Consider the following 25,837-nt stretch of genomic DNA (forward strand, 5'->3'; position numbering starts at 1 on the left):
TTCAGGAGTCGCGCAGGGAGAATCCCGCCTGCGCCTCGGCGCGAAAGCGTTCCTTGAGCTTGCGCCGCAGCAGCTTGCCCGTCTCCAGGCGCGGCAGCGCATCGACGAACACCATGCGCTGGGGCAGCTTCATGCGTGCCAGCACCTCGGTGGCTTGCTCGGCGATGGCGCGGGCCGTCTGTTGCGTGGCCTCGGTGCCCGGGCACGGCACCACGATCGCCAGCGGTACCTCGCCAAAGTCGGGATGGGGCACGCCGACCACCGCCACCTCTTGCACGCCGGGGTGGCGCGCCAGCGCGTTTTCTATTTCCTGCGGGTACAGGTTCACGCCGCCCGACAGGATCAGGTCGGCGCGTCGGTCGCTCAGGAACAGGTAGCCCTCGGCGTCCACATGGCCGATGTCGCCATAGGTGATCCAGCCGCGCTCGTTGATGGCCTGGCGCGTCTTCTCGGGGTCGTTCAAGTAGCTGAACTGCCCGCCGCCCGAGAAGTACACCTGGCCGATTTCGCCCGCGGGCAGCTCGCGGCCGTCGTCGTCCAGGATGTGCAGCTGGCCCGTGGTGGGCCGGCCCACCGAGCCGGGACGCAGGAGCCATTCGGCCGAGCTGATCATGGTGGTGCCGCAGCCCTCGGAGCCGGCGTAGTACTCCATCAGGATCGGGCCCCACCAGTCGATCATGGCGCGCTTGACATCCACCGGGCAGGGCGCGGCGGCATGGATGGCCAGGCGGTGGCTGGACAGGTCGTAGCGGCGGCGCACCTCCTCGGGCAGCTTGAGCAGGCGGCCGAACATGGTGGGCACCCACTGGCTGTGGGTGACGCGGTAGCGTGCTATCAGGGCCAGCGCGCTTTCCGCGTCGAAGCGTTCCATGATCACGGCCTGCCCGCCCAGATCCAGCACGCGCAGCGTGTAGCGCAGCGGCGCCGCGTGGTACAGCGGCGCGGGCGACAGGTACACCGTGTCCTCGCCCATGCCCATGATGCGTGCCGTGCCCAGGGCCTCGGGGTCGGCCTGGCCGCGCAGCTCGGCGGGCCACAGGGGCTTGAGCACGCCCTTGGGCCGCCCCGTGGTGCCCGACGAATACAGCAGGTCGCGGCCCAGCGGGCGGCCGGCAAAGCTCACCGGCTCGTCCGGCAGGGCCTGCAGCGCGGCATGCAGCGAAGCGGCCTGTGGGGAGGCATCGTCCACCGTCCAGCAGGGCAGGGGGTGCGTGGCCTGCAGCTCGGTGAGCTGCGGCAGTGTCTTGGCGGATGCCACCACCAGCCGCGCGCCGCAATCCTGCACGATGTAGGCCACCTCGGCGGGCGTCAGGTGGGTGCTGAGCACGGCGGCATACAGGCCCGCCTGCCGGGCCGCCAGGGCCAGGGCCAGGATCTCGACCCGGTTTTCCAGCACCACCGCAAAGCGCTCGCCCACCTGCAGCCCCTGGGCATGAAGCCACTGCGCCATGCGCAGCGCGCTTTGCGCCACCTCGCCCGCGGTGTGGCGGGCGTGCGTCTCGGCCATGACCAGCACCACGCGCTCGGGGGCCGCTGCGGCCCGGTCAAAAAAATCCTGCTTAGCTGTCACCCATGACTCCTAGGGTTGCATCGCCGCGGTGCCGACTGCCAATCACCACCGGGGATCTGCCACCAGTTATCCAATACGAAATGGCTGTCTCAAAAAACAAAACCTCAATTACATTCTTTCAGGCAGAAAACCCAAAAAGCACAGGGTAAACACGGTGTTAAGCACAAACAAACCTATAAAAAATTGGTTTTAATGGATCATTAGTTCCATAAAACCTGTGGAGTAAACATGAAAAATCCCGTCATCGTCGATGCCATTCGCAGCCCCATGGCCCGGGCCAAGCCTGATGGCGCACTGGCCCAGGTGCACCCGGTGGACCTGCTGTCGCAGGTGCTGGAGCAGCTGGTGTCCCGCAACAAGATCGACCCCGGCCAGGTTCAGGATGTGATCTGCGGCTGCGTCAGCCAGGCTGGCGAACAGGCCGGCACCCCCGGGCGCCTGGCCTGGCTGGCCGCCGGCCTGCCCGCGCATGTGCCCTCAACCACCATCGACCGCAAGTGCGGCTCCAGCCAGCAGGCCGTGCACTTCGCGGCCCAGGCCATCATGGCGGGCGTGCAGGACATCGTCATCGCCTGCGGCGTGGAGTCGATGAGCCGCGTGCCCATGGGCAGCTCGCGCATGGGCAAGAACACCACCGGCGCGCGCTTTGACGCACGCTACGCACCCGGCCTGGTGGGCCAGGGCGTGTCGGCCGACCTGGTGGCCGCCAAGTGGGGGCTGTCGCGCACCGAACTCGACGCCTACGCCGCACGCTCGCACCAGCGCGCCCACGCCGCACAGTCGGGCGGCGGCTTTGCCCGCGAGATCGTCGGCATCGACACGCCCGCAGGTCGCGTCATGGCTGACGAAACCATCCGCGCCGGCACCACCGTGGACAAGCTGGCCGGCCTGAAGGCCGTGTTCGAGAACGAGGAGCTGTCGGTGCGCTTCCCGCAAATCCAGTGGAGCACCACGGCCGGCAATGCCTCGCAGATGACCGACGGCGCCAGCGCCATGCTCATCATGAGCGAGGAGCGGGCACTGCAGCTGGGCCTGCGCCCGCGCGCACGCTTCGTGGCCTTTGACGTGGTGGGCGACGACCCGCTGTACATGCTGACCGCCCCCATCCCCGCCACCCAGCGTGTGCTGGCCAAGGCCGGCATGAAGCTGGACGACATCCACCACTACGAGATCAACGAGGCCTTCGCCAGCGTGCCCATGGCCTGGCAGAAGGAGCTGAAGGCCGACGGCGAGCGCCTGAACCCGCGCGGCGGCGCCATCGCCCTGGGCCACCCGCTGGGCGCATCCGGCATCCGCCTGATGACCACCATGCTGCACGCCCTGGAGGACAGCGGCCAGCGCTACGGCCTGCAATCCATGTGCGAGGCCGGCGGCATGGCCAACGCCACCATCATCGAACGCCTGTAATTTTTTGCGTGCCTCACTCCCTCCCCCTCTGGGGGAGGGCAGGGGTGGGGGCCAGCGACGCCAGCCTCAGCACATCGCCTGGTTGTGCGAGCCAAGCCCCCATCCCCGCCTTCCCCCAGAGGGGGAAGGAGCAGGGGAGCGTCCAACACAAGGAGTAATCATGAAACTGCAACAAGGAATGACCGCCCTCGTCACCGGCGGCGTCTCGGGCCTGGGCGAGGCCTCGGCCATCGCCCTGCTGGAGCGCGGCCTGAACGTGGTGGCCGTGGACCTGAACGACGAGCGCGGCCAGGCGATGGAGCAGAAGTACGCCGGCCGCCTGCGCTATGTGAAGGCCGATGTGTCCGACGAAGCCCAGATGCAGCAGGCCATTGCCGCAGCCGAGGCGTTTGGCAACTTCCGCGCGCTGGTGCATTGCGCCGGCATCGGCGGCCCGGTGCGCCTGATCGAGAAGGACGGCAGCCCCGGCTCGCTGGAAAAGTACACCAACATCATCCGCGTGAACCAGATCGGCAGCTTCAACACGCTGCGCCTGGCGGCCGTCGCCATGGCCAAGAACGAGCCCATCGACGGCGAGCGCGGCGCCTGCGTGCTCACCGCGTCGGTGGCGGGCTACGAGGGGCAGATCGGCCAGATTCCCTACGCCTCGTCCAAGGCCGGCGTGATCGGCATGACCATCGTCGCCGCGCGCGACCTGGCCTCCAAGCTCATCCGCGTGTGCACCATCGCCCCCGGCCTGTTCGACACACCCATCCTGGCCAAGCTGCCCGAGGCCGTGCGCCAGTCGCTGGGCGCCTCGGTGCCCAACCCCGCGCGCCTGGGCCACCCCAGCGAATACGCGATGACGGCGCTGCACATCCTGGAGAACCCGATGCTCAACGGCGAGACCATCCGCCTGGACGGCGCCATCCGCATGCAGCCGCGCTGAGATCGTGAACACGCTCTTGGAGCGTGTCCACGATATTGGGTAAAAATAGGCGAAAACGCCCACCCAGAAAGCGCAAGAAGCTATTTATTTAATAGTAAAACAGGCGACCGAACGGCCGTCCTGATGGAAGGAGACAAATATGCACATCCGTAACCGCCGGCATGCCCTGGGCGTGGGCGCAGCCGCCCTGCTGGGCCTGGCAACCCTGGCAACATCCCTGCCCGCGCGGGCCGACGCAGCCTGGCCCACGCGCCCGATCACCTTCGTCGTGCCCGGCGCGGCTGGCGGCACCACCGACACGCCCGTGCGCTTCATGGCGCAAAGGCTTAGCGAGCGCCTGGGCCAGCCCATCATCGTGGACAACAAGCCGGGCGCCGGCGGCTCGCTGGGCAGCAACCTGGTGGCGCGCGCTCAAGCCGACGGCTACACCGTGCTGGTGGGCAACACCGGCTCCAACGCCATCAACTACACCGCCTACCAGAAGCTTCCGTACAAGGCCGAGGACTTCGTCGCGCTGACCGACATGATCTCGTTCGCCAACGTGCTGGTGGTGCCGGTGAAGTCGCCCATCAAGAGCCTGGGCGATCTCGTCGCCGCCGCCAAGCGCGAGCCCGGCAAGCTGGCGTTCTCGTCCGCGGGCGTGGGCCAGACCACGCACCTGATGGGCGAGCTGCTGCGCCAGCGCGCCGGCGTGGATGTGGTGCATGTGCCCTACAAGGGCTCCGCGCCCGCCACCCTGGCCATCGTGGCGGGCGAGACGCAGTTCATGTTCGACAACCTCACGGGCTCGCTCGGCCATGTCAAGGACGGCAAGCTGCGCGCCCTGGCCGTGACCGGCGCCACGCGCGAGCCCGAGCTGCCCGACGTGCCCACCATGACCGAGCTGGGCATGAAAGACTTCGACAAGGTGGGCTGGATGGGCTTCTTCCTGCCCGCCAAGACGCCGCCTGCCGTCGTGAAGAAACTGACCGACAACCTGATCGCGGTGCTCAAGGACCCGGCCGTGGTCCAGCGCTACCGCGAACTGGGCGGCCGCCCCGGCGGCATGCCGAGCGCGCAGTTCACGCAGATGGTGGAGCGCGACCGCCAGGACTGGGGCGAGCTGATCCGCAGCCAGAAGCTGCAGCTCGATTGACGGCCCATGCAGACTTACCTGACCCAAGGCCTGCACCGCGCGCTGCAGCAACACCCGCAGCGCACCGCCACCATCTGTGGAACGCGCCGCCAGGACTGGCGCACGCTGGTGCACCGCGTGGCGCGCCTGGCCGCCGTGCTGCGTGCCCAGGGCGTACAGCGGGGAGACAGGGTGGCGCTGCTGGCGCACAACAGCGACCATTGCGTCGAGGCCTTCCTCGCCACCTGGTGGGCCGGCGGCGTGGTCTGCCCGCTCAACACCCGCTGGAGCCGCGCCGAGATGCAGCACGCGCTGCAGGACGTGCAGCCCCGGCTGCTGCTGGTGGATGCCGCCATGGCGCCAGCGGCCCAGGCCCTGGCACCGCAACGGCCGGGGCTGACCGCCCTGTGGCTGGGCGCGGGCCAGGCCCCGGACGACATGCCACGCACCGAGGCGCTGCTGGCCGTAGCCCAGCCGATGGAGGACTGCCGCCAGGGCGGCGACACGCTGGCCATCGTGCTGTTCACCGGCGGCACCACCGGTTTTCCCAAGGGCGTGATGCTCTCGCACGCCAACCTGTGGTCGGCCAGCGTGGCGCGGCAGGCGCAGCTGCCCGGCACCGGCACCTCGCTGCTGGCCACGCCGCTGTTCCATGTGGCTGGCCTGGGCCGGCTGGTGGGGCAGATCGTGCAGGGCAGTACCTGCGTGATCGAAACCCAGTTCCGCCCCGCGCAGGTGCTGGCCGCGATTGCCGAGCATGGGGTGAGCGAGATCATGCTGGTGCCCAGCATGCTGCAGATGCTGCTGGACGACCCCGTGTTTGACGCCGCGCGCCTGCCCTCGCTCAAGCGCATCGTGCATGGCGCCGCGCCCATGCCCCAGGCGCTGCTGCTGCGCGCCATGCAGGCCTTGCCGCAGGTGGAATTTGCCGCCGCCTACGGCATGACCGAAACCGCCGCCAGCGCCAGCCTGAACGGCCCGTACACCCTGGCCAGCCATGGCGCGCACCTGGCGCACCTGGCCTCGGTGGGCCGCGCCAGCTGGGGCAGCGAGCTGCGCATCACCGGGCCTGGCGGGCAGGCCCTGCCCCTGGGCGAGGTGGGCGAGATCTGCGTGCGCGGCCCCAGCGTGATGCAGGGCTACTGGCGCCAGCCCGAGGCCACGGCCGAGGTGCTCAAGGACGGCTGGATGCATACCGGCGACGGCGGCTTTATGGATGAGGGTGGTCATGTGCACCTGGTCGATCGCCTCAAGGACATGATCATCAGCGGCGGCGAGAACGTGTACTCGCTGGAGGTGGAGTCCGTGCTGATGCGCCATCCCGCGGTCGCGCTGTGCGCCGTGGTCGGCGTGCCGGATGCGCAATGGGGCGAGGCGGTGCACGCCGCCGTGGTGCTGCGCCCGCAGCAGGCCTGCACCCCCGAGGCGCTGCGCGAACATGCCCGCACGCAGCTGTCGGGCTTCAAATGCCCGCGCGTGGTGCATGTGCTGGACGCGCTGCCGCTGTCGCCCACCGGCAAGATTTTGAAGAACCGCCTGCGCGAGCAGCTCGCCAGCCTCACACCCTAGCTTTCAGGAGTCTCCCATGCGCCCAATGCAGCGTGCCGTCCATGTCGTCGGTGTCGGCATGATCCCCTTCACCAAACCCGGTGCCAGCGAACCCTACCCCGTGATGGGTGCGCGCGCCGCACAGCTCGCGCTGCAGGACGCGGGCGTTGACTACGCCGAGGTACAGCAGGCCTATGTCGGCTACGTCTATGGCGACTCCACCTCGGGCCAGGCGGCGATCTACGGCGTGGGCCTGACCGGCATTCCGGTGTTCAACGTCAACAACAACTGCGCCACCGGCTCCAGCGCGCTGTACCTGGCGCGCCAGGCGGTGGAAAGCGGCATGGTGGAATGCGCCATCGCGCTGGGCTTTGAGCAGATGCAGCCCGGCGCGCTCAAGGGCGCCTGGGACGACCGCCCCACGCCCATGGCGCAGTTCGTCGACGTCATGGCCGCGTACCAGGGGCGGGACCCGGCAGCGCCGCGCGCCGCGCAGTTCTTCGGCGGCGCCGGGCTGGACTACATGCGGCAGTACGGCATCCGTGCCGACACCTTCGGCCGCATCTCGGTGAAGGCGCGCCAGCATGCGGCGCGCAACCCGCTGGCGGTGTTCCGCCAGACGCTGACGCTGGATGAAGTCATGGCCTCGCCCCAGGTGTTCGGCCCGCTCACGCGCTACCAGTGCTGCCCGCCCACCTGCGGTGCGGCGGCGGCCGTGCTGTGCTCGGCGGACTTCGCGAAGAAGCACGGCCTGGACCAGCGCGTCACCATCGCCGCCCAGGCCATGACCACGGACACCGCCAGCACCTTCGACAGCGGCGACATGCGCCGCGTGGTCGGCTACGACATGTCGGCCGCGGCGGCGCGCCAGGTGTACGAGTCTGCAGGCGTCGGCCCCGAGGACGTGCAGGTGGTCGAGTTGCACGACTGCTTCACCGCCAACGAACTGATCACCTACGAGGCCCTGGGCCTGGCCCCCGAGGGCGGGGCCGAGAAGTTCATCCTCGACGGCGACAACACCTACGGCGGGCGCGTGGTCACCAACCCCTCGGGTGGCCTGCTGTCCAAGGGCCACCCGCTGGGCGCCACGGGCCTCGCGCAATGCGCCGAGCTGACCTGGCAGCTGCGCGGCCAGGCGGGCGAACGCCAGGTCGAGGGCGCGCGCCTGGCGCTGCAGCACAACCTGGGCCTGGGCGGCGCCTGCGTGGTCACGCTGTACCAGGCGGCCTGATACGGCAGGGCACAGCATGAGCACCTTGCACACCGGCGCCACGGTGGCCGAAGTCTTTCAAACGGCGCTGCAGTCCTTCCCCGAACGCGTGGCCCTGGTGCTGCCCGATGGCAGCCACTGGACCTACGCCGAGCTGCAGCGGCGCGTGCATGCCATGGCGCGCTACCTGCGCGCACGCGGGCTCAAGCACCAGGACGGCCTGGCGGTGCTGGCCGGCAACCAGCCCGAGGCCCTGGTGGTCATCATGGCCTGTGCCTGGCTGGGCCTGCGCCAGACCTCGCTGCACCCCCTGAGTGCGCTCGATGACCAGGCCTTCGTGCTGCAGGATGCGGACATCAGCGCGCTGGTGGTGGGCGCGCAGCATGTGGAGCGCGGCCAGGCGCTGAAGGAGCGCGGCGTCGTGCCCCTGGTGCTGGGCCTGGGCTTGTCGGCGCTGGGCGAAGACGCCATTGCCGCCAGCCTGGCTTTTGATGGCGGCGAGCTGCCCATCGCCGCACGGCCCGATGACATCTACCGCATCACCTACACCGGCGGCACCACCGGGCGGCCCAAGGGCGTGATCCATCGCAGCCGCACCACGCTGACCATGCTGCTGCAGCAGCTGGCCTGCTGGGAATGGCCCGAGGAGCTGCGCTTTCTCATCGCCACCCCGATATCGCACGCCGGTGGCGCCATGGTGCTGCCCACGCTGCTGCGCGGCGGCACGCTGGTGCTGCTGGACAAATACTCGCCCGACGCGTTCCTGCAGGCCGCGCAGCAGCACCGCATCAGCGCCACCTTTCTGGTGCCCACGCAGATCTATGGCCTGCTGGACCACCCTGGCCTGGACCAGTGGGACCGCTCCAGCCTGCGGTACGTGCTGTATGGCGCCTCGCCCATGGCGCCGGCGCGGCTGGCCGAGGCGCTGCAGCGCTTCGGGCCCATTTTTGGCCAGCTCTACGGCCAGGCCGAGGCGCCCATGACCATCGCCTACCTGCGCAAGGATGCGCATGATCTGGCGCACCCCGAGCGGCTGCAGTCCTGCGGTCAGGCCTTGCCGGGCAACCAGGTGCGGCTGCTGGATGCGCAGGGCCGGGAGGTGGCCGCTGGCGAGGTGGGCGAGCTGTGCGTGCGCAGCCCGCTGGTGATGGAGGGCTACCGCAACCGCCCCGACGCCACCGAAGAAGCCTTTGCCGGTGACTGGCTGCATACCGGCGACATGGCGCGCCGCGACGAGGGTGGCTACCTGTACCTGGTGGACCGCGCCAAGGACATGGTCATCACCGGCGGCTTCAACGTCTATTCCAGCGAGGTCGAGGGCTGCCTGGCGCTGCATCCGGCCGTCGCGCAATCCGCCGTCATCGGCATGCCCGATGCCAAATGGGGTGAGGCGGTCGTGGCCCTGGTGGTGCTCAAGCCCGGCGCCAGCGCCGAGCCCCAGGCGCTGATGGACTTCGTGCATCAGCGCAAGGGCGCATTGCACACGCCCAAGCAGCTGTGGCTGGAGCCGGAACTGCCCGTGACCCCGCTGGGCAAGATCGACAAGAAAGCCCTGCGCGCCCGCTTCTGGGACGGGCAGGCGCGGCAGGTGGGCTGACGAGGTGTGCCGCGGGTTGATCAATGCCCCAAGCCCATCAGCGAAAAACCCCAACCACAACCGCTGCAAGAGGCGGCGTAGAAAGAAACCACCCATGTCTGAATCTCCCTCCTTCATCGGCCGCCATGTGTTTGTCGCCGGCGGCACCAGCGGCATCAATCTGGGCATCGCCCGGGCATTTGCGCGCGCGGGCGCCCATGTCACCGTGATCAGCCGCTCGCCCGACAAGGTGCAGCAGGCCGCCGAAGGTCTGCGCGCGCTGGGCGCGCAGGCGCTGGGCATCAGCGCCGATGTGCGCGACCCGGCCGCCGTGGAGGCGGCGCTGCGCCAGGCGCATGAGCGCTTTGGCGACATCGATGTGCTGGTCTCCGGCGCAGCGGGCAACTTCATCGCGCCCGCGGCCGATCTGTCGCCCAACGGTTTCAAGACCGTGATCGACATCGACCTGAACGGCACCTTCCATGTGTTGCGCCTGGCCTACCCGATGCTCAAAAAACCTGGTGCCAGCGTCATCAACATCTCGGCGCCGCAGGGCGTGAACCCGACCATGTACCAGGTGCATGCCTGCGCGGCCAAGGCCGGCATCGACATGATGACGCGCGTGCTGGCCATGGAGTGGGGCGAGGTGGGGGTGCGTGTGAACGCCATTGCTCCCGGCCCGATCGGCGACACCGAGGGCATGCGCCGCCTGGCGCCCTCGGCCGAGGCGCTGGCCAATGCGGTCGCCAGCGTGCCGCTGCAGCGCATGGGCACGCTCGACGACATTGCCAACATGGCGCTGTTTTTGTCGTCGCCGCAGGCGGGTTACGTGACGGGTGCCGTCATTCCCGTGGATGGCGGCTCCTCGCTGCGCGGCGGGCGCGACATGCGCGCCTCTTACACGCCCCGGAGCGCGGCATGACCCGCAGCTACGAACGCATCGTTTTCGACGTGCAGGACGGCGTGGCCACGCTGACCTTGAGCCACCCCGAAAAGCGCAACGTCTTCGACCCCGTCATGCGCGTGGAAATGGGCGAGGTGGTGCGCCAGGTGCAGGCCGACCCGGCCATACGCGCGCTGGTGCTCACCGGCGCGGGCACGCATTTCTGCTCGGGCGGCGACCTGGGCAACATCGCGGCCAGCGGCCTGGACAACGGCGGCTGGCGCCGGCGCCTGACCAGCCTGCACGACTGGCTGAAAGACCTGATGCTGCTGGACAAGCCGGTGGTCGCGGCCGTCGATGGCGCGGCCTATGGCGCGGGCTTCAGCCTGGCGCTGGCGGCGGACTTCATCATCGCCAGCACGCGCGCGCGCTTTGCCATGTCCTTCATCCGCGTCGGCGTGGTGCCCGACTGCGCGGCGTTCTACACCCTGCCGCGTATCGTCGGCGTGCAGCGTGCGCGCGAGCTGATGCTGTCGGGGCGCGAGGTCTCGGCCGAGGAGGCGCTGCGCCTGGGCATTGCCACCGAGCTGGTGGCGCCCGAGGCGCTGCAGGCGCGCGCCCAGGCCATCGCCCGCAGCTTTGTCGGCGCCTCGCCGGTGGCGCTGAGCCTGATCAAGCGTTCGCTGGCCCTGGCCGCCAGCGACCTGCCATCGCTCCTGGAGCAGGAGGCCAACGCCCAGGCCCTGGCCATGGGCACGCCCGAGCACCGGGAGGCGGTGCGCTGCTTCCTGGAGAAAAGGCCCGCGCCCTTCCAGTGGCCGCAGGCCTGACGCTGAAACCAGCGAAAATCTCCGGTTTTTTCGAGGCCCATGTGAACGTGAATGCAGATCCGGACGGCAAACTGGTCAGCGCCCTGGTGCGGGGTATTTCCATCCTGCGCTGCTTCTCCAACAAGTGCCAGGAGCTCAGCGCCAAGGAACTGATGGATCTGACGGGACTGCCCAAGCCCACGCTGTTCCGCCTGACCGAGACGCTGTGCGAGCTCGGCCTGCTGCGCTATTCGGAGCGCCTGTCCAAATACGTGCCGGGCCTGGGCCTGCTGCAGCTGTCCTCGCCGGTGCTCACGCGCATGGCGCTGCGCCAATTTGCGCGAGGGCACATGCAGGCCCTGGCCGATCTGACCGAGGGCCAGGTGCAGTTGGCCGTGGGCCACCGGCGCGATCTGTGCCTGGTGGAGCTGGCCAATGGCATGGGCAACACGGTGTTCCGCCAGGAGGTCGGCGTGACCATCTCGCTGTCGCGCACGGCCACGGGCCGCGCCTACCTGCTGGGCATGGCCGAGGAGGCGCGCGCGGCCTATCTGCGCGATCTGCAGGCGCGCAACCCGCAGCGCGCAGACTGGCTGGAGCAGCGCCTGGTGACCGCGCGCGAAGACCTGGCGCGCCATGGCTTTTGCCGCAGCCATGGTGACCTGCACAGCGATATCGAATCCATCGCCGTGCCCATGAGCCAGGCGCAGGACGGCGAGCTGTGGATCTTCGCGGTCTCGGTGCCGGTGTTCAGCCCGCATTACAGCAAGCTGGAAACCGACCTGGGGCCGCGGCTGCGCACGCTGGTGCGCTCGGTAGAAACCGTGGTGGGCGGGGGCCTGCCCTGAGATGAAGCAACGTACCCCATGAAAAGATCATGAACATGCTCTGAGACGTTGCGCGCCTCGCTTGGGGCGTGCCAGTTTCATGCGATGTGGGTGGCGTGCAGCGCAATGGATGATTGATACGACAAGGAGAATTGCAATGAAAGTGCTGGATAGCGTGCGTGTGCTGGAGATAGGTGGCCTTGGACCGGGGCCGTTTTGTGCGATGCACCTGGCCGACCTGGGCGCCGATGTGATTTCCGTCGTGCGCAAGGGCCAGGGCGATACCCCGACCGGCAGCCTGCTCAACCGCGGCAAGCGCTCGGTGTTCGCCGACCTCAAGACCGAGGAGGGCCGCCAGCTGGTGCTGGCGCTGGTGGCCGAGGCCGACGCGCTCATCGAGGGCATGCGCCCCGGCGTCATGGAGCGCCTGGGCCTGGGCCCCGAGGAGTGCTTGGGCGCCAACCCGCGCCTGGTCTACGGCCGCATGACCGGCTGGGGCCAGAGTGGTCCCCTGGCGCCGCGCGCCGGGCACGACACCAACTATGCCGCCCTGTCGGGGGCGCTGTGGGGCTGCAGCCCGGCCGATGCGCGTCCCGTGTCGCCCTTTGCCGTGCTGGGCGACATCGGCGGCGGCGCCCTGTACCTGATGACGGGGCTGCTGTCGGGCATCGTGCAGGCGCGGGTCACGGGCCGCGGCACGGTGGTGGACGCGGCCATCGTGGATGGCGCGGCCCACATGCTGAACCTGAACCTGAGCGCGCGCCAGCGCGGCGTGGTGGCCGACGAGCGTGGCCACAGCATGTACGACAGCTCTCCCTTTTATGAGACCTATGTCTGCGCCGACGGCAAGCACATCACCCTGGGCGCGATCGAGCCGCAGTTCTATGCACTGCTGCTGGAGACGCTGGGTCTGCAGGGCGATGCCGATTTCGTGACCGATCAGTGGGACAAGGCCGCCTGGCCACGGCGCCGCGCGCGCCTGGCGGCGTTGTTCCTCGGTCAGCCCTGCGCCCATTGGCAGGCGCTGCTGGAGCCCACCGACGTGTGCTTTGGCGCCGTACTCAGCCCGCCCGAGGCGGCAGAGCATCCGCACATGCGCGCGCGCAGTGTCTATGTCGAGCAAGGCGGCACGCTGCAGGCCGTGCCTGCGCCGCGCTTCGATGGGGCCGCGTATGCGCCGGGTGAGGCATGCGCAGCGGGCGCGCACACGCAGCAGGTGCAGGCGCAACTGGCCGCACAAGGCGCCAGGGCCGTGTGGCGCAAGTGAGCCGTGCCCGCAAGCGGGTGCGGCTGGGCTCGGTGCAAGAAAATGGCCCACGGCGTTCGCCGTGGGCCATGGCTGCGCCCCGCGCCGGGCGCCTCAGTTCGAGATGTTCTTCTCTTTGATGATGCGTGACCACAGCGCCAGGTCGGCCTGCATCAGCCGGGCTGCGTCCTTGGGGCTGGAGCTTCGGGGCTCGACGTTCTGGGCGCGCATGGCCTGCACCAGCTCCGGCTTGGCCAATACGCGGGCAAGGGCTTTGGCCATCGTGGCAGTCTGCGCCTCGCTCATGCCCGCAGGGCCTGCCAGTACCACCCAGGGTACCCCGGCGACTTCCTTGAAGCCCTGTTCCTGGATGGTGGGTACGTCCGGCAGCGCAGGCATGCGCTGGGGGTAATTCACGGCGATGGCGCGCACCTTGTCGGACTTCAAATGGGGGGCGACGACGGTGGAGTCGGCGATGAGCACGCCGATGTGCCCGCCCAGCAGGTCGGCCATGGCCGGCGAGCCGCCCTTGTAGGGCACGGCCTGCATCTTCACGCCGGCCAGGCTGTTGAGCCACTCCATGGTCAGGTGCCCCGTGCTTCCCACGCCCATCGGGCCGTAGGTCATGCCCGGCTTGGCCTTGGCCACCTGCAGCAGATCCTGCAGCGAACGCACATTTTCCAGGCCGGGAACCTGGGGGTTGATGACCACGAGGGTGAACTGTTCGTAGAGCAGGGAGATGGGCGTGATCTTGTCCAGGTCGGGGTTCTGGCCCGCGAGCACCTTGCCCAGCATGGTCATCGTCGGATACAGCACATAAGAGGGTTGCTGGGGTGCGCTGCGCTCCACTGCCTTGGCGGCCAGCATGCCCGAGGCGCCGGGCAGGTTCTCCACGATGAAGCTTTGCCCCAGTTCGCTCGACAGGGCGGGCGCGATCAGGCGTGCAAGGGTGTCGGTGGCGCCACCGGCGGCGAACCCCACATACAGCTTGCTCACCTCACTGCCGTAGGCGGGCAGGGTGCCCGCGGCAAGCACGGTGGCCGCGCCCAGCAGCAGGGCGCGGCGCGAGGACTGGTGAATCTTCTTCAGTGCTCCTGGCATGGCGTTGTCTCCTTTTGTCGTTGATAAACGGGTTGCCGCTCGGGGGCTTGCGGGTCCTACGCGCTGCCGCGCGAGGCCAGCATGCTGCGTAGTCACTCCAGCAGTGCGAACTGCGGCAGCGCCAGCTCTTCGGATACGGGCTCGAAGAGGACCTTCACGCGCCTGCCGATGGCTGCGTCGAGGGCGCCTTCGCCCTGTATGTTGGCCATGAGTCGCGGCCCCTCATCCAGCTCGACGATGGCCACCACGTAGGGCAGGCGCAACTTCATGAAGGCATTGGGTGCGCGGTGGTTGATGGTGTAGGTGTAGATGCGCCCCAGGCCGGAGACCGCGCGCCACTGCAAGGTCTCGGCCTCGCAATGGATGCAAAACGGCCGCGGGTAGAACTGCCACTGGCCGCAGGCACCGCAGTGCTGCATGTGCAATTCCCCTTGGGCTGCGGCCTGCCAGTAGGGGCGGGTGAGGTCGGTGGGTTGCGGCAGGGGGCGTGCCGGTGCTTCGCTCATCTCAGACTCCCAGAATCATGGTGGTGTTGCATGAAAAGACCAGGCCGGGGGCGTGGCACAGCGCGAGCTCCGCCTTGGGCAGCTGGCGCTCGCCACATTCCCCGCGCAGCTGGCGCACGGCTTCGATGGCCACGAACATGCCGAACATGCCCGGGTGGCCATAGGACAGGCCACCGCCCGAGGTATTGATCGGGAACCGCCCGCCTGGGCCGAGCGCACCGTCCGCGACGAAGGCGCCTCCCTCACCGCGTGGGCAAAAGCCCAGCTCCTCCAGCGACTGCAGCACGCCAATGGTGAAATGGTCATAGATTTGCACCACATCGATGTCGGCGCGACTCACCCCCGCCATCCGGAAGGCCTGGTCTGCGGTGGCCGCCACGCCGGTATCCAGCCAATCGGCGGTATTGAAGGGCGTGTAATGGTGGGCATGGGTCTCTGCCGCCCCCAGCACATAGACCGGCTTGCGGCGCAGATCCCGCGCGCGCTCGGCAGACACCACGACCATCGCCCCCCCGCCGTCGGTCACCAGACAGCAATCGCGCTGGCGCAGCGGCGAAGCCACCACGGGAGAGGCCATCACCTCGTCGATGCTCGTGGGTTCGCGCCGGTAGGCCTTGGGGTTGAGCTGCGCCCAGCGCCGCGCCGCCACCGCGACCTCCGCCAGGTCCTTGTGCGTCGTGCCATAGCGGTGCATGTGCAGCTGCGCCACCATGGCGTAATAGCCGATCGGGCTCAGGTGGCCGTAGGGCAGGATGAACTGGCCACGCGGCGTGTGCGAGCCGTCCGCCGCCACCGCACCGCCCTTGCGCGAGCCATCGGACAGCTGCGTGCTGCCGTAGGTGATCAAGGCCACCTCGCACATGCCCGCGTGGATCGCGGCCATCGCGCGCTGCACGTGCAGCAGGTTGGACATGCCGCCGACGTTGGTCGAATCGACGAACGCCGGCCGGATGTTCAGGAATTCCGACAGCTGCAGGCTGGAAAAGCGGTCGTCCGTGTGCGCAAAGACCGCGTCCACGTCGCGCAGCTTCAGCCCCGCATCCTCCAGTGCCAGCCTGGCGGCCTGGGCCTGCAATTCCAACGCCGACTTGCCCGGTACCTTGCCCAGGTCCGACTCGGCCACACCGGCGATTGCCACCGATCGGGACAACGAAGACTTCATGCCCGCCTCTCCTTTTGATTGCTTACAAGCTGCGCGCGATCACTTCGCGCATGATTTCCGATGAACCGCCGTAAATCCGGTTCGGACGCACGTCCGCATAGGCGCGGGCGATGGGGTATTCGCGCATATAGCCGTAGCCGCCGAAGAACTGCATCAAGTCGTCGATGGCGCGCGTCGCCTCGCTGGCCCACAGCTTGGCCATGGCGGCCCCATCGGCCGTGAGCGTGCCCTGCAGATACTGCGCCAGGCAACTGTCCACAAACGCGCGGGTGGCGCAGGCCTGGGTCTTGATGTCCGCCAGCCGGAAGCGGATGAACTGGTTGTCGATCAGCGCTTGGCCGAAGGCCTGGCGCTGCTTCACATAGTCCACGGTCCAGTCCAGCGCCACCTCCAGCGCCACGGCGCAGCGCAGCGCGATCAGCAGGCGCTCGCGGATCAGCCCGCTCATCGCGTAGCCAAAACCCGCATTGAGCTCGCCGATCACCATGTCGGCCGGCACGAAGACCTTGTCGAAGAACAGCTCCGCCGTGTCCTGTGCCAGCTGTCCGATCTTGTCCAGCACCCGGCCGCGCGAAAAGCCGGGGCTGCGGGCATCGACCCAGAACAGGCTGATGCCGCGCGCGCCGGCCTCGGGGTTGGTCTTGGCAAAGACGATCACGCGGTCCGCATGGTGGCCGTTGGTGATGAAGGTTTTCTGGCCCGTCAGCTCGAACCCGCCCTCCACCGCCCTGGCCGTGGTGCGAATGGCCTTGAGGTCGCTGCCCGCGCCCGGCTCCGTCATCGCGAGCGATCCCACCACCTCGCCGCTGGCCATCTTCGGCAGGAACTCGCGCTTTTGCGCCTCGCTGCCAAATTCCAGCAGATAGGGCGCAACGTTTTCCGAATGCGTGGTGAAGCCGGTCACGCCCGTCGCCAGTGCCCGGGCGATTTCCTCGACCACGATGGCGCTGAACAAGAAGTCGCCGCCTCCACCGCCGTACTCCTCGGAAATGCCGGGTAGCAGCAGCCCCGCGGTTCCGGCATCACGCCACAGTTGACGGGGCACCAGCCCCTGGCGCTCCCACTCGGCGTGCGACGGAGTGATCTTGTCGGCGATGAAGCGGGCGACGCTGCTGCGGTAGAGCTCATGGTCTGCGCCGAACATCGGGCGGGCGCTGCCGGCGTGCGATTGGGTCGAAGTCATGCCTTGCTGTCCTTGGAATTCATTGGGGGTCTGTGTGCTCGCCTGCCATCAGTGGGCGATGCGCTGCGCGCCAGCCCAGTACTGGGCCTTGACCAGGCGCTTGAGCAGCTTGCCGGATTCGGCGCGGGGTAGCGCGGCCACAAAGTCCACGCTGCGCGGGCATTTGAGGGCCGAGATCCGGTCGCGGCAATACGCGATCAATTCGGCCTGCAACGCCGCACTGGCCTGGTGTGGCGGCTGCAACTGCACCACCGCCTTCACCTCTTCGCCGAATTCGGCGTTGGGCACGCCAATCACGGCCACGTCCGCCACCGCGGGATGGGTGTGCAGCACGTTCTCCGCTTCCTGCGGGTAGATGTTGACGCCACCGGAGACGATGGTGTTGGCCAGTCGGTCGGTCAGGTAGAGATAGCCTTCCGCGTCCAGGTAGCCGATGTCGCCGTACGTGGCCCAACCGTTTTCGTTGTACGCCTGCGCGGTCTTTTGCGGATCGTTGTGGTATTCGAACCGTGGGCCGCCAGAGAAGTAGACCACGCCGTTGTCTCCCGGTCCGAGCTCCTGGCCGTCCGCGCCGACGATATGCACCCGGCCGATTTCGGCCCTGCCGACCGAGCCCTTGTGCGTGAGCCACTCGTGCGAATCCAGCGAGGTGCGTCCCACCAGCTCGGTGCCGCTGTAGTACTCGTACAGGATGGGGCCCCACCAGGCGATCATCTGCTCCTTGACCTCGACCGGGCAGGGCGCCGCCGCATGGATCGCGTAGCGCATGCTGGACAGGTCATGGCGTGCCCGCACCGCGTCGGGCAGGCGCAGCAGGCGGATGAACATGGTGGGCACCCACTGGCCATGCGTGACCCGGTAGCGCTCGATGGTCTGCAGCGCCAGCTCGGCATCGAACTTCTCCATCATCACGCACTGCCCGCCGGCGCGCATCACCGCCATGTTCCAGCGCACCGGGGCCGTGTGATAGAAGGGCGCGGTCGAGAGATAGACGGAGGCCTCGTCGAAGTCCTTCCAGTGCGTGCGCGCATTGCCCTTGCTCGCGAAATGCTTGCCGGCCTCCGCCAGCGGACGCTTGATGCCCTTGGGCAGGCCGGTGGTTCCCGAGGAATAGCAGAAATCCAGCCCTTCCATGCGTTGATCGATCACCACGTCGTCGCTCTGGGCGCCGATCAGCGATTCATATTCGATGAAGCCTTCGTGCGGGCCATCGAGCACGACGCATTGCGTTGGCAGCTGGCGCAGCGCCTCGGCATCCAGCTCGGCCAGGGTCTGCACCGAGCACAGCAACATCTTCGCCCCGCAGTCGCGCACGATATGGCTCACCTCCTCGGTCTTGAGGTGGCGGCTGATCGGCGTGTAGTACAGGCCGCTGCGCTGCGCGGCCCACAGGATCTCGAAGTAGCGCAGATGGTTTTCCAGCATCACCGCGATGCCGTCGCCCGCGCGCAGCCCGGCGCCGTGCATCGCCGCTGCCAGCTTGCGCGAGCGCAGCTCCAGCTCGCGCCAGGTGACGGTGCGGTCTGAGGGAATCAAGCGATAGGCCACGCCATCCGGTGTGCGTCGGGCATGGATTTCCAGGGGAGACATCGTGGGGCTCATCGGACAGGTCAGGGGCGTTGGGGGCGTAAATGGGTAAAAAACTCAGGCGTTCAGGATGTCCGCCAGGCCATGGCTGAGCACCATGCGCCGGCGCTCCTTGGCCCAGACCGCAAAGCGCACCTGACCCTCTTCATGCCAGAGCTGGGCCGTCAAGGTATCGCCAGGCACCACCGGCGCCGAAAAGCGCGCGGCGATGCTGCCCAGCCGGCCGGCGTCGTTGCCGCAGGCCAGGCGCACGATGGCGCGCGCCGCCATGCCGTAGGTGCACAGGCCATGGAGGATGGGCTGCTCGAATCCGGCCTTTCTGGCCGCGGCAGGCGAGGCGTGGATGGGGTTGCGGTCGCCGTTGAGGCGGTACAGCAAGGCGGCGCTGGGCAAGGTGGGCATGTCCCAACTGGCGTCCGGCTCACGCTGTGGGACGGCGGGCAAGGCGGGCAGGGGCGCGTCGCCCGGGTGCTGCGCCGTAGCAAAACCACCGTCGGCGCGGCAAAAGGACACATGCTCCACCGTCGCCAGCAGCTGACCGGTGGCCGCATCGCTGGCGCTGCGCCGCGTGACCACCAGCGCCCCCTTGCCCGCGCCCTTGTCCACGACGTGGCTCACGGAAGTCTGGCTCAGCACCTGCGCGCGGGGCGCCAGCGGCGCGTGAAAGCGCATGCGGTGCTCACCGTGCAGGATCTGCATCCAGTCGATGCCCGTGCCGGGGGCCGTCGCCCAGGCGCCCGGCGCGCCCACCACCGACAGCAGCGTGGGCATGACGGCCATCGGCGCGCTGCCATCGCCTTCAAAGACGTAGCGCAGGTCCGCTTCATCCATCGGATCTGCTCCCATGCCCAGGCTGAGTGCGTAGCGGATGCAGTCGGTTTCGTCATAGTGATTGCGCTGGTCGGCGATCTGCCATTGGCGCAGGCTGGGGTAGTGGATGGCCATGGCGGATCAGACGGGGTCCCAGTTGAACACTTCAGGGGAGCGCTCCAGCGGTGTGAAGGCGCGCTGGAGCGCAGGCATGGCGCGATCGGCCAGCGACTGTGCGTCCCAACCCACGCCGCTGTGCACCGAGGCCACCGGGCGTGGTTGGCTCATGACCATGACCTCGTTGCCGCGCACAGCAAAGATTTGCCCGCTGACGTTCCGGGCCGCGTCGCCGAGCAAGAACGCCGCGACCTGCGCCACCTGTTCGGGCTTCATCGACTGCATGCGCTCCAGGCGTTTTCTCTCGGCCTCGGTCTCGCTGGGCAGGGTGCCGATCAGACGGCTCCACGCAAAGGGCGCAATGCAGTTGGAACGCACGTGAAAGCGCGCCATGTCCAGCGCTATCGACTTGGACAGCGCGGCAATCCCCAGTTTGGCCGCGGCGTAATTGGCCTGGCCGAAATTGCCGACCAGGCCCGAGGTGGACGTCATGTGCACGTAGGCGCCGCCTTCCTGATCCTTGAAATACGGCGCCGCGGCGCGGCTGACGTAGTAGCTGCCGTTGAGGTGCACATCGATCACGGCCTGCCATTCCTCACGGTTCATCTTGTGAAAAATCCGGTCGCGCAGGATGCCGGCGTTGTTCACCACGCCGTCGATGCGGCCGAAGCGTGTGATCGCCGTCCCGATGATGGCGTTGGCCCCCTCGGGTGTGGCCACGCTGTCGGTGTTGGCCACCGCCACCCCCCCGGCCGCCGTGATTTCATCGACCACTTTCTGCGCCGGCCCGGCATCGCTGCCCTCGCCGCTGCCACTGGCTCCCAGGTCATTGACCACGACGCTGGCGCCTTGCGCCGCCAGCAGCAGGGCGGTGGCCCGGCCGATGCCATTGCCAGCTCCCGTGACCACCACCACCTTGCCCTGCATGGGGCGTGCTTGTGTATTCATCTTCAGTCCTTCTGTGCGCTCAGGGTTTGATGTTGCCGGCGCGAATCACCTCGGCCCAGCGCGTGGTTTCATTGCGTACAAAATCGGCAAATTCCTTGCTGCTGCCGCCAGTCGCCGTGCCGCCTTGCTGTGCTATGGTTTTTTGCACCTGGGGATCGGACAGCGCCTTGTTGAGCGCCGTGTTCAAGGCCTGCACCGTGGCCGCCGGCGTCTTGGACGATACGAACAGGCCCAGCCATACCGACACGTCGAAATCCTTGTAGCCCAGCTCCATCAGCGTGGGGGTGTCGGGCAACTCCACGCTGCGCTCACGCGTCGTGACCGCAATGGCGCGCAGCTTGCCTGCGCGCACCAGGGGCAGGGCGGTGATGAGGTTGTCCACCATGTAATCCACCTGCCCTCCGACCAGATCGGTGAGTGCCGGCGATGCGCCTCGGTACACCACCTCGACCGCCTTGATGCCGGCGCGCTGATTCAGCATCGCGCCCGCCAAGTGCCCGGACGAACCGCTGGTGGACACCGCCATGGACACGCCATTGGGGTTGTTTTGTGCGTAGGCCTTGAGCTCGGCAATGCTTTTCACCGGCAGCTTGGGGTTGACCACGACCACGTCGGGCATGGACAGCACGCGGATCACCGCCGTCATGTCGGCGGCCGTGTAGGGCAGTTTTTCCTGCAATGTGTAGTTGGCGGCATTGGGCCCCAGGCTGCCCATCACCAGGGTATGCCCATCGGGCTCGGCGCGCAGCATGGTCTGGATGCCGATGGTGCCGCCGGCCCCCGGGTGGTTATCGACGATGACCGGCTGGCCGACGATGTCGGTGAGCGCCTTGGCCACCAGCCGGCTGGTCTGGTCCAGGATGCCGCCCGGTGAACTGGGCGCCACGATGTGCATGGCCTTGGTGGCCTTGAAAACCTCGCCCTGGCTGTGAGCGGACAGTGGCAAGGCCAACGACACGGCCGCAATCACCGGCGCACCCAGCTGAAAAATCCTGGTCCACATGGTTTTGTCTCCTTGTTTGTTGCTGTACGATTCGGTTTGTCCGCTAAGCGGATTTATAAATTCGCTTAACGGTCATTACAGGCCGAAAAAAACATCATGTCAACCATAAAACCCCCTTCTTTCAGCCCCTGGGGGCTTCGTTTCCCATGAACCCCCTCTCTCAGATCGCAGCAAATGCGCCATGCTTGCGCTGCACGCCTTCCTTGAGGAAAAGAAAGAAACACCACCATGGCCACTCCCGACAGTGAGGGTTTTGTTCGCTCGTTTGCACGCGGCCTGCGCGTGATCGAAGCCATGGGGCACACCGGTGCGCACACGGTCAGCTCGATCGCGCAGGACACGCAGCTGCCGCGCACCGTGGCGCGGCGCATCTTGTTGACGCTGTGCGAACTGGGCTACGCCTGCCCGACGCCCGACAAGGGCTTTCGGCTCACCCCCAAGGTGCTCAGCCTGGGCTTGACCTACCTGACATCGCAGCCCTTTTGGGGGCACGCCCAACGGGTGCTGGAAACCGTGTGCCTGCAGCTGCGCGAGTCCTGCGTGCTGGCCGTGATGCAGGGCAACGAGGTGGTGTTCGTGCTGCGCATTCCATCGACCAAGGTGATGTCGCCGCACCTGGGAATGGGCAGCCGGCTACCGGCCTATGCCACGGCGCCCGGTCGCGTATTGCTCGCCTATCAGAGTGCCGACTACCAAGATCAGTATTTCAGCCAGACGGCTCTGCGCCCACTCACCGGGCAGACGCAGACGGACCCCGCCGGGCTGCGCCATGAGTTGGGACTCATTGCCCAGCAAGGCTATGCCTGGGTCGAGGGGGAATATGACGCGCATGTCAGCGGGCTGTCGCTGCCCGTTTACGATGAGCGCCGCAAGGTGGTGGCTGCGCTGGGCGTGAGTCTGTTGATGTCTGATTTCGACCGCGCACGCGCCGAGCGGGAGATACTGCCCACCCTGCGCTCCGCGGCCGAGCAACTGTCCGGTTTGGCGCCGAGCTTCCTGGCGCCGGTGCTGTGACCCCTGGGCCAACCGCGGTGCAGGGCTGGCCTGCACGCTGCCGCTCAACGCCGTAACAGGGGCGAAGAGGGCAGAAACCTGAACGCCAGCGAGGCCAGCGCCAGCCAGGCGGCAATCGCCAGCAGCACCGCGCGGTAGGGCTCCAGATCCAGTACCGCGGCCCAGCCCGCCACGACGCCGGTCAGCGATTGCATCAGCGCCACGCCCAGGAACATGGCCATGGTGAACAGCGACAGGGCGCGCCCGGTCAGCTCGCTGGGGTAGGAGCTGCGCACGTCGGTGTATTGCAGCACGCTGTAGCCCGACAGCAGCGCCATGGCGATCATCAGCCCCACCGTGGCGCTGGCATGGTGCAGCAGGGCCATGAGCACGAACAGCAGCGCCATCAGCAGCGAGCCATTGGCCACCCAGGCGCGCCGCCGCAGGGGGCCGGGGTCCACGCGGCCAAACGCGCCGGGCGTGAACAGAGCGATGAAGGACAGCACCAGGGCCACGTTGCCCGTGTCCACGAGGGAAAAGCCATAGCGCTCGATGAGCAGCGGCCCCAGCCACAGGCCGCGCAGCGACAGAAAGGCCGCGTAGCTGGACATGCCCAGCGCCAGGATGCCCCAGGTGTGGGGCAGGGTGAACAGCGCGGCAAAGCCGCGCAGGGCCTGGCCCCAGCTTTCCTGCGCACGCGGCGGCGCATCGGGCGATGCGGGCTCGTGCACCAGCGCAAAGATCAGCAGCCACGACAGCGCGCTCAGGGCCGCCAGCAGGCCAAAGCCCGTGCGCCAGCCCCAGTGCTGCACCACCCAGGCCATGGGTGTGCCCGTGAACAGCAGGCCCAGCCCGCCCATGCCAAGGCACAGGCCTGAGAAGAACGCAAAGCGCTCCGCCGGGAAATGCCGCGCAATGAACAGCGTGCAGGCCAGAAAGGCCGGTGAGCAGCCCACGCCGATCAGCAACTGCCCCACCATGAGCCAGCCGTGGCCGGGCGCCAGCGCCGACAGCGCGGCACCGGCGATGGACAGCGGGGCGGACGCCAGCACCACGGCGCGCAGGCCGTAGCGGTCGAGCGCAATGCCCATGAGCAGCTGCGCCACGCCGAACGACAGGCCGAACAGGCCGGCAAACGCGCCCAGCGATGAGGCCGACAGGCCGAAATCCTGCTGCAAACCCTGGGCCACTATGGCGGTGATGGTGCGGTAGGACTGGCTCAGGGCAAAGCCCGACAGCAGCGCCAGCAGCATCACCCACAGCGGGTGCGTACGGGAGGGAACGGGTGGGGGAGGCGTAGGAGATGCGGTCACGGGAAATTGTGGCGCGCGCCCGGCGCGTTCCGGGCGCGTGAGACTGTCTGGGCTTCAGTGGCCGGACTGGCGCCGCAGCGCCCGTGCGTGGCGCTCCAGGGTCTGGCGCGCCTGCGCCAGCACGGGCGCGTCCACCATGCGGCCATCGAGCACGCAGACGCCGCCGCCGGCCTCCTGCAGGGCCTGCTGCACGCGGCGCGCGTGGGCCACGCTGGCTTCGTCGGGGTCGAAGGCGGCGTGCAGCACCGGCACCTGCGCCGGGTGTATGCACAGCTTGCCGCCAAAGCCCATGCGGCGCGCGCGCGCCGCATCAACGGCCATGCGCTCGGGATTGCGCGTGTCCACCGTCACGCCGTCCAGCGGCGCGGCCATGCCGGCGCGCCGCGCCGCCAGGACCACGGCCATGCGCATGGGCAGCAGCTCGGCCTCGTCCGCGCCGCAGGCCATGCCGGCATCGACCTGGAAGTCCAGATGGCCAAAGGCCAGGCGCGCCACCTGCGGCGCGGTCGCCAGCGCGTCCACGGCGTACAGCCCGGGCACGGACTCCACCAGCGCCAGCAGCGCTGCCTGCGGGCCTGCGGCCTGGGCCACGGTCTGCAGGGTGGCGATGCTCTCGGCCTTCGGCACCACGGCGCCGGCCAGGCCCTGCGCCATGAGTTGCGCCAGGGCCTGCAGGTCATCGGCAAACCAGGGCGTGCCCTCGGCGTTGATGCGCACCAGCACGCGCGCGCGCTGCGCGCCGTCGAGCGCGGCCACGGCCTGTATCAGGGCGGCGCGCGCCGCCGGCTTGTCGGCCGGCGCCACGGCGTCCTCCCAGTCGGCGATCACCATGTCGGCGCCGCTGGCCAGGGCCTTCGGTAAACGCTCGGGCTGCGTGGCGGGAACGAAAAGAAAGGAGCAGGCCTGGGCCAGCAGATTGGACATGGATGCTTTCCTTCAGTCGGCGCTCACGCCTGCCGCCTTGATGACCCTGTCCCAGCGCGCCACCTCGGCCTCCAGGTGCTTGCGCAGGCCCTCGGGCGTGGCCTTGTCGGCAGAGGCCAGGTCGGAGCTCAGCTCGGCAATGCGTTTTTTCACGGTCTCGTCCTTGATGGCCGCGTTCAGCGCCTTGTTGAGCTGGTCGATCACTTCCTTGGGCGTGCCCTTGGGGGCGTACATGCCGTGCCACACCTTCACGTCAAAGCCCTTGAGGCCCTGCTCATCGAGCGTGGGGATGCTGGGCATGGACGATAGGCGCTGCGGCGTGGTCACGCCGAACACCTTGGCGCGCTTGCCGTCCTGGATCACGGGGGCGGTCTGCGTGGTTTGGTCGCACAGCAGATCCACCTGGCCGCCCATCAGGTCGTTCATGGCCGGGCCCGAGCCCTTGTAGGGCACGGTGGTCAGCTTCACGCCGATCTGGTGCATGAGCAGCATGCCGCACAGCTGCGACACGGCGCCTATGCCCGCGTTGGCCAGCGACACCTTGTCCTGGTTCTTCTTCACGTAGTCCAGCAGCTCGGGGAAGGTGCTTACGGGGAAGTCCTTGCGCGACAGCAGCGTCATGGGCACGTCCAGCACCTGGCCGATGTACTCGAAGTCCTTGAGCGGGTCGTAGGGCAGCTTCTTGTACAGCGCCGGCGCCGTGGCCATGCCCATGTGGTGGATCAGGATGGTGTAGCCGTCGTTCTTCGCCTTGGCCACGCGGTTGGGCGCGATGGTGCCGCCCGCGCCCACGGTGTTTTCCACCACCACCGTCTGCCCCAGGGACTGGCCCATGGGCACGGCCAGCAGGCGCGCGACCACGTCGGTGGGGCCGCCTGCGCTGTAGGGCACGACCAGGGTGACGGGCTTGTCGGGCCAGGCGGCCTGGGCCGCGCCGGCCAGGCCCAGGGACAGCAGGGCACAGGCGCTGGCGATGGTGCGCCGGGAAATCAGGGGGCGGGGGGCAGTCATGCGGTATCTCCTCGTTGCTTGTGACGAATGGGGCGCAGCTTGCGCCCCCAGTGGGTTGCCG

At 68.2% G+C, this 25,837-nt stretch carries 23 protein-coding genes; 11 read left to right on the plus strand and 12 right to left on the minus strand.

Annotation, left to right across the window (positions count from 1 at the left end; genetic code table 11):
- Nucleotide 1 precedes the first annotated feature (1 nt).
- On the minus strand, nt 2-1,507 hold the full coding sequence (locus tag P7644_RS01030; RefSeq protein WP_404303266.1) for an AMP-binding protein: 1,506 nt from the start codon (nt 1,505-1,507) through the stop codon (nt 2-4).
- Between the two features lie 291 nt (nt 1,508-1,798).
- Here P7644_RS01030 and P7644_RS01035 point away from each other — a divergent pair, with 291 nt between their 5' ends.
- The 10 genes from P7644_RS01035 to P7644_RS01080 all read left to right on the plus strand — a co-directional run bounded on the left by P7644_RS01035 (nt 1,799) and on the right by P7644_RS01080 (nt 13,139).
- Nucleotides 1,799-2,977 carry a thiolase family protein gene (locus P7644_RS01035; protein ID WP_404301161.1) on the plus strand — a complete coding sequence of 393 codons (1,179 nt, stop codon included), beginning with the start codon at nt 1,799-1,801 and terminating at the stop codon, nt 2,975-2,977.
- 160 nt (nt 2,978-3,137) lie between these two features.
- Entirely contained in the window at nt 3,138-3,905 is a 768-nt protein-coding gene (locus P7644_RS01040; RefSeq protein WP_404301162.1) for an SDR family NAD(P)-dependent oxidoreductase, read from the plus strand.
- A 139-nt stretch (nt 3,906-4,044) separates the two neighbouring features.
- On the plus strand, nt 4,045-5,040 hold the full coding sequence (locus tag P7644_RS01045) for a Bug family tripartite tricarboxylate transporter substrate binding protein (RefSeq protein WP_404301163.1): 996 nt from the start codon (nt 4,045-4,047) through the stop codon (nt 5,038-5,040).
- Between the two features lie 6 nt (nt 5,041-5,046).
- Complete coding sequence (locus tag P7644_RS01050) at nt 5,047-6,588, plus strand: class I adenylate-forming enzyme family protein (RefSeq protein WP_404301164.1); 1,542 nt, start codon at nt 5,047-5,049, stop codon at nt 6,586-6,588.
- Nucleotides 6,589-6,613: 25 nt separating this feature from the next.
- Nucleotides 6,614-7,798 carry a lipid-transfer protein gene (locus P7644_RS01055; protein ID WP_404303267.1) on the plus strand — a complete coding sequence of 395 codons (1,185 nt, stop codon included), beginning with the start codon at nt 6,614-6,616 and terminating at the stop codon, nt 7,796-7,798.
- A 16-nt stretch (nt 7,799-7,814) separates the two neighbouring features.
- On the plus strand, nt 7,815-9,374 hold the full coding sequence (locus P7644_RS01060; RefSeq protein WP_404301165.1) for an AMP-binding protein: 1,560 nt from the start codon (nt 7,815-7,817) through the stop codon (nt 9,372-9,374).
- Nucleotides 9,375-9,468: 94 nt separating this feature from the next.
- On the plus strand, nt 9,469-10,275 hold the full coding sequence (locus P7644_RS01065; protein WP_404301166.1) for an SDR family oxidoreductase: 807 nt from the start codon (nt 9,469-9,471) through the stop codon (nt 10,273-10,275).
- Nucleotides 10,272-11,066: an enoyl-CoA hydratase/isomerase family protein gene (locus P7644_RS01070; RefSeq protein ID WP_404301167.1), complete on the plus strand. Its 795-nt coding sequence runs from the start codon at nt 10,272-10,274 to the stop codon at nt 11,064-11,066. The genes P7644_RS01065 and P7644_RS01070 overlap by 4 nt, the downstream gene beginning before the upstream one ends.
- Nucleotides 11,067-11,107: 41 nt before the next feature.
- Nucleotides 11,108-11,893 (plus strand): IclR family transcriptional regulator, encoded by a 786-nt coding sequence (locus P7644_RS01075; RefSeq protein WP_404303268.1) that lies wholly within the window; start codon nt 11,108-11,110, stop codon nt 11,891-11,893.
- Between the two features lie 136 nt (nt 11,894-12,029).
- Nucleotides 12,030-13,139, plus strand: a complete 1,110-nt coding sequence (locus P7644_RS01080; RefSeq protein WP_404301168.1) for a CaiB/BaiF CoA transferase family protein — start codon at nt 12,030-12,032, stop codon at nt 13,137-13,139.
- Nucleotides 13,140-13,232: 93 nt separating this feature from the next.
- On the opposite strand, the gene P7644_RS01085 is transcribed toward P7644_RS01080, so the two are convergent.
- The 8 genes from P7644_RS01085 to P7644_RS01120 form a co-directional block, all read right to left on the minus strand.
- Nucleotides 13,233-14,219 (minus strand): Bug family tripartite tricarboxylate transporter substrate binding protein, encoded by a 987-nt coding sequence (locus P7644_RS01085; protein ID WP_404301169.1) that lies wholly within the window; start codon nt 14,217-14,219, stop codon nt 13,233-13,235.
- A 92-nt stretch (nt 14,220-14,311) separates the two neighbouring features.
- Nucleotides 14,312-14,725, minus strand: coding sequence for a Zn-ribbon domain-containing OB-fold protein (locus P7644_RS01090; RefSeq protein ID WP_404301170.1), 414 nt, complete (start codon nt 14,723-14,725; stop codon nt 14,312-14,314).
- A 1-nt stretch (nt 14,726) separates the two neighbouring features.
- A complete protein-coding gene (locus P7644_RS01095) occupies nt 14,727-15,887 on the minus strand; it encodes an acetyl-CoA acetyltransferase (RefSeq protein ID WP_404301171.1) in 1,161 nt (386 codons plus the stop codon).
- Between the two features lie 22 nt (nt 15,888-15,909).
- Nucleotides 15,910-17,070 (minus strand): acyl-CoA dehydrogenase family protein, encoded by a 1,161-nt coding sequence (locus P7644_RS01100; RefSeq protein ID WP_404301172.1) that lies wholly within the window; start codon nt 17,068-17,070, stop codon nt 15,910-15,912.
- A 48-nt stretch (nt 17,071-17,118) separates the two neighbouring features.
- Nucleotides 17,119-18,660 (minus strand): acyl-CoA synthetase, encoded by a 1,542-nt coding sequence (locus P7644_RS01105; RefSeq protein ID WP_404301173.1) that lies wholly within the window; start codon nt 18,658-18,660, stop codon nt 17,119-17,121.
- Between the two features lie 54 nt (nt 18,661-18,714).
- On the minus strand, nt 18,715-19,602 hold the full coding sequence (locus tag P7644_RS01110) for a MaoC/PaaZ C-terminal domain-containing protein (RefSeq protein WP_404301174.1): 888 nt from the start codon (nt 19,600-19,602) through the stop codon (nt 18,715-18,717).
- 6 nt (nt 19,603-19,608) lie between these two features.
- Nucleotides 19,609-20,532, minus strand: coding sequence for an SDR family oxidoreductase (locus tag P7644_RS01115; RefSeq protein ID WP_404301175.1), 924 nt, complete (start codon nt 20,530-20,532; stop codon nt 19,609-19,611).
- 19 nt (nt 20,533-20,551) lie between these two features.
- Complete coding sequence (locus P7644_RS01120) at nt 20,552-21,535, minus strand: Bug family tripartite tricarboxylate transporter substrate binding protein (RefSeq protein ID WP_404301176.1); 984 nt, start codon at nt 21,533-21,535, stop codon at nt 20,552-20,554.
- Between the two features lie 228 nt (nt 21,536-21,763).
- On the opposite strand from P7644_RS01120, the gene P7644_RS01125 reads away from it, so the two are divergent.
- Nucleotides 21,764-22,549, plus strand: a complete 786-nt coding sequence (locus P7644_RS01125; RefSeq protein WP_404301177.1) for an IclR family transcriptional regulator C-terminal domain-containing protein — start codon at nt 21,764-21,766, stop codon at nt 22,547-22,549.
- Between the two features lie 44 nt (nt 22,550-22,593).
- On the opposite strand, the gene P7644_RS01130 is transcribed toward P7644_RS01125, so the two are convergent.
- The 3 genes from P7644_RS01130 to P7644_RS01140 form a co-directional block, all read right to left on the minus strand.
- Nucleotides 22,594-23,781 (minus strand): MFS transporter, encoded by a 1,188-nt coding sequence (locus P7644_RS01130; protein WP_404303270.1) that lies wholly within the window; start codon nt 23,779-23,781, stop codon nt 22,594-22,596.
- Nucleotides 23,782-23,895: 114 nt separating this feature from the next.
- Entirely contained in the window at nt 23,896-24,765 is an 870-nt protein-coding gene (locus tag P7644_RS01135) for an HpcH/HpaI aldolase/citrate lyase family protein (protein WP_404301178.1), read from the minus strand.
- Between the two features lie 12 nt (nt 24,766-24,777).
- Nucleotides 24,778-25,776, minus strand: a complete 999-nt coding sequence (locus P7644_RS01140; RefSeq protein WP_404301179.1) for a tripartite tricarboxylate transporter substrate binding protein BugD — start codon at nt 25,774-25,776, stop codon at nt 24,778-24,780.
- Nucleotides 25,777-25,837 lie beyond the last annotated feature (61 nt).

Origin of the sequence: Alicycliphilus denitrificans (assembly GCF_044792555.1) — a bacterium.
In the GTDB taxonomy this organism is placed as follows: domain Bacteria; phylum Pseudomonadota; class Gammaproteobacteria; order Burkholderiales; family Burkholderiaceae_C; genus Alicycliphilus; species Alicycliphilus denitrificans_A.

Coding starts and splice junctions, on each gene's coding strand:
- P7644_RS01085 (WP_404301169.1), bottom strand. CDS start 14,219: ATGCCAGGAGCACTGAAGAAGATTCACCAGTCCTCGCGCCGCGCCCTG.
- P7644_RS01065 (WP_404301166.1), top strand. CDS start 9,469: ATGTCTGAATCTCCCTCCTTCATCGGCCGCCATGTGTTTGTCGCCGGC.
- P7644_RS01080 (WP_404301168.1), top strand. CDS start 12,030: ATGAAAGTGCTGGATAGCGTGCGTGTGCTGGAGATAGGTGGCCTTGGA.
- P7644_RS01100 (WP_404301172.1), bottom strand. CDS start 17,070: ATGACTTCGACCCAATCGCACGCCGGCAGCGCCCGCCCGATGTTCGGC.
- P7644_RS01035 (WP_404301161.1), top strand. CDS start 1,799: ATGAAAAATCCCGTCATCGTCGATGCCATTCGCAGCCCCATGGCCCGG.
- P7644_RS01045 (WP_404301163.1), top strand. CDS start 4,045: ATGCACATCCGTAACCGCCGGCATGCCCTGGGCGTGGGCGCAGCCGCC.
- P7644_RS01040 (WP_404301162.1), top strand. CDS start 3,138: ATGAAACTGCAACAAGGAATGACCGCCCTCGTCACCGGCGGCGTCTCG.
- P7644_RS01095 (WP_404301171.1), bottom strand. CDS start 15,887: ATGAAGTCTTCGTTGTCCCGATCGGTGGCAATCGCCGGTGTGGCCGAG.
- P7644_RS01135 (WP_404301178.1), bottom strand. CDS start 24,765: ATGTCCAATCTGCTGGCCCAGGCCTGCTCCTTTCTTTTCGTTCCCGCC.
- P7644_RS01070 (WP_404301167.1), top strand. CDS start 10,272: ATGACCCGCAGCTACGAACGCATCGTTTTCGACGTGCAGGACGGCGTG.
- P7644_RS01130 (WP_404303270.1), bottom strand. CDS start 23,781: ATGCTGCTGGCGCTGCTGTCGGGCTTTGCCCTGAGCCAGTCCTACCGC.
- P7644_RS01140 (WP_404301179.1), bottom strand. CDS start 25,776: ATGACTGCCCCCCGCCCCCTGATTTCCCGGCGCACCATCGCCAGCGCC.
- P7644_RS01105 (WP_404301173.1), bottom strand. CDS start 18,660: ATGTCTCCCCTGGAAATCCATGCCCGACGCACACCGGATGGCGTGGCC.
- P7644_RS01120 (WP_404301176.1), bottom strand. CDS start 21,535: ATGTGGACCAGGATTTTTCAGCTGGGTGCGCCGGTGATTGCGGCCGTG.
- P7644_RS01110 (WP_404301174.1), bottom strand. CDS start 19,602: ATGGCCATCCACTACCCCAGCCTGCGCCAATGGCAGATCGCCGACCAG.
- P7644_RS01060 (WP_404301165.1), top strand. CDS start 7,815: ATGAGCACCTTGCACACCGGCGCCACGGTGGCCGAAGTCTTTCAAACG.
- P7644_RS01055 (WP_404303267.1), top strand. CDS start 6,614: ATGCAGCGTGCCGTCCATGTCGTCGGTGTCGGCATGATCCCCTTCACC.
- P7644_RS01090 (WP_404301170.1), bottom strand. CDS start 14,725: ATGAGCGAAGCACCGGCACGCCCCCTGCCGCAACCCACCGACCTCACC.
- P7644_RS01030 (WP_404303266.1), bottom strand. CDS start 1,507: ATGGCCGAGACGCACGCCCGCCACACCGCGGGCGAGGTGGCGCAAAGC.
- P7644_RS01050 (WP_404301164.1), top strand. CDS start 5,047: ATGCAGACTTACCTGACCCAAGGCCTGCACCGCGCGCTGCAGCAACAC.
- P7644_RS01115 (WP_404301175.1), bottom strand. CDS start 20,532: ATGAATACACAAGCACGCCCCATGCAGGGCAAGGTGGTGGTGGTCACG.
- P7644_RS01125 (WP_404301177.1), top strand. CDS start 21,764: ATGGCCACTCCCGACAGTGAGGGTTTTGTTCGCTCGTTTGCACGCGGC.